The sequence below is a fragment of the Kitasatospora sp. NPDC048286 genome, assembly GCF_043201735.1.
Classification (GTDB): Bacteria; Actinomycetota; Actinomycetes; order Streptomycetales; family Streptomycetaceae; genus Kitasatospora.
On sequence record NZ_JBICZE010000039.1, the window covers coordinates 1 to 5,233 of the forward strand.

General features: G+C 73.4%; 1 protein-coding gene. It reads left to right on the forward strand.

The genetic code is table 11. The features are described from left to right. On the forward strand, window positions 1-5,233 hold a 5,233-nt coding region (locus ACGF13_RS40190; protein ID WP_392884594.1), incomplete at both ends, for an SDR family NAD(P)-dependent oxidoreductase.

Sequence of the window (5,233 nt, forward strand, 5' to 3'; positions counted from 1 at the left end):
CACCGACACCACCTGGCCCCCCACCACCGCCACCCCCATCGACCTCACCGACACCTACCACCACCTCACCCAACGCGGCTACACCTACGGCCCCACCTTCCAAGGCCTCACCAAAGCCTGGCGCGACACCGACAACACCCTCCACGCCGAAATCACCCTCCCCACCCACCTCACCCCCGAAGGCCACACCCTCCACCCCGCCCTCCTCGACGCCACCCTCCACCCCCTCCTGATCGCCGGCACCGAGCGCGGCCTTCCGTTCACCTTCCGCGGTGTGACGCTGCACTCCGTCGGCGCCACCCGGCTCCGGCTCACGGCCCGCCCGTCCGTCGACGGCACCGGAACCACGCTGCGCCTCACCGATCCGACCGGCGCACCGGTCGCCGAGATCGACGCTCTGGTGATGCGCGAGGCCTCCGCCGAGCAGTTGCGCGACGCCGACCAGCGGCACCCGCTGTACACCGTCGCCTGGCAGCCCGCAGCCGCCGCGCTCGCCGAGGCGACCGGCGGCCGCTGGGCCCTGATCGGCGATGCCGGAACGGCCGAGGCGCTCGAAGCCGTCCGGTACGAGGACGCAGCCGCCCTGCGCGCGGCCCTCGACGACGGGACGGCCGAACCGCCCGAGGTCCTGGTGTACGCGCCGGGCCACCCCGAGGCGGACGGTACGGACGGTGGCGCCCTGTTCGAGGCGGCCCGCCGGGCCTCCCACGACGCCCTGGCGACCGTCCAGGCGCTGCTCCAGGACGACCGGCTGGCCGAGACCCCGGTGCTGGTGCTGACCCGGCAGGCCGTGCCCGCCGGCGGCCCGACCGAGCCCGGGGTGCCGGCCGCGGCCCCGGTGTGGGGTCTGCTGCGGACCGTGCAGTCGGAGTATCCGGGCCGGTTCACCCTGGTGGATCACGACGGCACGCCCGAGTCGCTGCGGGTCCTGCGCGCCGCTGCCGCCGCCGGTGAGCCGCAGTCCGCGCTTCGGGCCGGTGTTCTCCAGGTGCCCCGGCTCGCCCGCGTCAACGCTCCGACCGCGGCCGACTCCGGCCCGGTGCGGCTCGACCCGGAGGGCACGGTGCTGATCACGGGTGCCTTCGGACGGCTGGGTGCCCTGCTGGCCCGGCACCTGGTCACCGAGCACGGCGTCCGGCACCTCCTCCTCACCAGCCGCAGGGGCGCCGACGCCCCCGGCGCCGCCGACCTCATCGCCGAACTCACCGACTCCGGTGCCGAGGTCCGGGCCGTCGCCTGCGACACCACCGACCGCGACGCCCTCGCCGCCCTCCTCGCCACCGTACCCACCGACCACCCCCTCACCGCCGTCATCCACACCGCCGGCGTCCTCGACGACGGCATCATCACCGCCCTCACCCCCGAGCGCCTCGACACCGTCCTGCGCCCCAAGATCGACGCCGCACTGCACCTCCACGAGCTGACAGCCCACCTCCCGCTGACCGCCTTCGTCCTGTACTCCTCCGTCAGCGGCCTCACCGGCACCGCCGGCCAGGCCAACTACGCCGCCGCCAACGCCTTCCTGGACGCCCTCGCCCACCACCGGCACACCCTCGGCCTGCCCGCCACCTCCCTCGCCTGGGGCCTCTGGGACGAGGGCGGCATGGGCGAGAAGCTCAGCGGCGCCGACCTCGCGCGCATGGCCCGCGCCGGCGTCGCGGCGATGTCCGAGGACGAGGGGCTGGCGTTCCTCGACGCCGCCCTCGGCCGCCCCGAGGCCCTGCTCGTCCCGGCCAGGCTCGACCTCGCCGCCGTCCGGGCGCGGTCCGGCGCCGAATCCGTCCCGGCGCTGCTGCGCGGGCTGGTACGGACCGCCCCGCAGCGGGTCCGGGCCAGGGCCGCCCAGCCGGCGGGCAACGAGTTCGCCGAGCGGCTGGCCGGCCTGGACACGACCCAACGCCTCGCCGCCGCACTGGAGTTGGTCCGTGCGTCGGCGGCCTCCGTGCTCGGCCACAGCAGCGCGGACACGGTCGACGCCTCCGCCGGCTTCAAGGAGCTGGGCGTCGACTCGCTGAGCGCGGTCGAACTGCGCAACCGCATCAACTCGGCGACCGGGCTCCGACTTTCGGCCACCCTGGTGTTCGACTACCCGACACCCGGCGCCCTGGCCGAGCACCTGCAGGAGCAACTCGCCAAGGCCGCGGGCCTCGTCCAGGCACCCCGCCCGCGGACCACGCGAGCCGCCGGTTCCGGGACCGCCGCCGACGCGGAGCCGATCGCCGTCATCGGCATGGCCTGCCACTACCCGGGCGGCGTCACCACGCCCGAGGAACTGTGGCAGCTGGTCGACCAGGGCCTCGACGGGATCGGCCCGTTCCCGTACGACCGCGGCTGGCCGGAGGACCTCCACGACCCGGACCCCGAGGCGGTCGGCAAGTCCATCACCGACCGGGGCGGATTCCTCTACCGAGCGGGCGAGTTCGACCCCGAGTTCTTCGGGATCAGCCCGCGCGAGGCCACCGCGATGGACCCGCAGCAGCGGCTGCTGCTGGAGACCGCCTGGGAGACCTTCGAGCGGGCCGGCATCGACCCGACCACCCTGCGCGGCAGCGACACCGGGGTCTTCGCCGGGGTGATGTACCACGACTACGCCCCGCCGGTTCAGCTCATGCCGAAGGAGCTGGAGGGCATCCTGCTGACCGGCAACACCGGCAGCGTCGTCTCCGGCCGGATCGCCTACAACTTCGGCCTCGAAGGCCCGGCGATCACGGTGGACACCGCCTGCTCCTCCTCCCTGGTCGCCCTGCACCTGGCCGCCCAGGCCCTGCGGGCCGGCGAGTGCTCGCTCGCCCTCGCGGGCGGCGCCACCGTCATGTCCACCCCGGGCACCTTCGTGGAGTTCAGCCGCCAGCGCGGGCTGTCCCCGGACGGGCGCTGCAAGGCCTTCTCCGACGAGGCGGACGGCACCGGCTGGAGCGAGGGCGTCGGCCTGCTGCTGGTCGAGCGCCTGTCGGACGCCCGCCGCAACGGCCACCCGGTGCTGGCGATCGTCCGGGGCACCGCCGTCAACCAGGACGGCGCCAGCAACGGCCTGACCGCGCCCAACGGTCCCAGCCAGGAACGCGTCATCCGGCAGGCCCTGGCGAACGCGCGGCTCGCACCGGAGGAGATCGACGCCGTCGAGGCGCACGGCACCGGCACCCGCCTCGGCGACCCCATCGAGGCCCAGGCGCTGCTGAACACCTACGGCGAGGCCCACGATGCCGAACACCCGCTCTGGCTCGGGTCGTTGAAGTCCAACATCGGACACTCCCAGGCGGCGGCCGGCGTCGGGGGCGTGATCAAGATGATCATGGCGATGCGGCACGCAACCCTGCCACGCACCCTGCACGCCGAGCAGCCGACCAGCCACGTCGACTGGTCCGACGGAACGGTGCGGCTGCTCGACGAGGCACGGCCGTGGGACGTCGAGGACGACCGTCCCCGCCGGGCGGCGGTGTCATCCTTCGGCATCAGCGGCACCAACGCCCACGTCATCCTCGAACAGCCCGCGGAGGCACCTCGACCGACCGAGCCGACGGAACAGCCACCGCTGCTCCTCACGGCGCGCACCACGCAGGCACTGCGCGAGCGGGCACGGCAGCTGACGGCCTTCCTGACCCAGCAGCCCGAGACGGAGACCGCTTCCGTCGCCCACAGCCTCGCCGCGCGCACCCGCTTCGACCACCGCGCAGTCGTCAGCGCGACGGACCGCGAGGGCCTGCTCGCCGCACTGCGGGCACTGGCCGAGGACACCGAGGCCCCCGGCCTGGTCACCGGCACACTCCGGCCCGGCAAGACGGCGTTCCTGTTCACCGGACAGGGCAGCCAACGCCACGGCATGGGACGCGAACTCTACGAGGACGTACCGGCGTTCGCCGCCTCACTCGACGAAACCGCCCGCCTGTTCACCCCCCACCTCGACCACCCGCTGACCGACGTCCTCTGGGGCGACGACGTCGACCTCATCCACCAGACCGCCTACACCCAGGCCGCACTGTTCACCCTGCAGACCGCCCTCTACCGGACCCTCGAACAGCACGGCATCACCCCCGACTACCTCATCGGCCACTCCATCGGCGAAGTCACCGCCGCCCACCTCGCCGGCGTCCTCTCCCTCGAAGACGCCGTCACCCTGGTCGCCGCCCGCGGACGCCTCATGCAGTCCGCCCGCAACGACGGCGCGATGGCCGCCCTGGAAGCCACCGAAGACGAAGTCCGCGCCCAACTACGCCAAGGCGCCGACCTCGCCGCCGTCAACGGCCCCCGCTCCACCGTCGTCTCCGGCGACACCCCGGCCGTCGAGGCCATCACCGCGCACTTCACCGCCCAGGGCCGGCGCACCACCCGCCTCCAGGTCAGCCACGCCTTCCACTCCCCCCACATGGAAGACATCCTCGACGACTTCCAGACCGCCATCGCCGACCTGACCTACCACCCCGCCCAAATCCCCGTCATCTCCAACCTCACCGCGCAGCCGGTCACCGGAGAGCTCACCGACCCCGCCTACTGGGCCCGCCACATCCGCGAAGCCGTCCGCTTCCACCCCGGCATCCAGTACCTCGAAACCGCCGGCGTCACCCGCTACCTCGAAATCGGCCCCGACACCACCCTCACCGCACTCACCCGCCAGAGCCTCACCACCGACGCCATCGCCGTCCCCACCCTGCGCAAGAACACCCCCGAAACGCAGTCGTTCACCACCGCCCTCGCCACCCTCCACACCACCGGCCACACCCCCACCACCTGGACCACAACCACCCCCGCCCCCATCGACCTCCCCACCTACCCCTTCCAACACCAGCACTACTGGCTCACCCCCCAGCAACCCACCGGCGACCTCGGCACCGCCGGCCTCACCTCCCCCGGCCACCCACTCCTCGGCGCCCTGATCACCCTCGCCGACAGCGACCAACTCGTCCTCACCGGACGCATCTCCACCACCACCCACCCCTGGCTCGCCGACCACACCATCGCCGGATCCACCCTCCTGCCCGGCACCGCCTTCGTCGACCTCGCCCTCCACGCCGCCCAACACACCGACACCCCGACGATCGAGGACCTCACTCTGGAGGCGCCGCTCGTACTCGACGAACCGGGTGCGGTGGAAGTCCAGTTGACGGTGGGCGGCCCCACCGACGAGGGACAGCGGACCTTCGCCATCCACTCGCGCGCGGACGAGGACCACCCCTGGACCCGCCACGCCACCGGCACCCTCACCAACACCACCCCCCACACCCCCGACACACCCGAC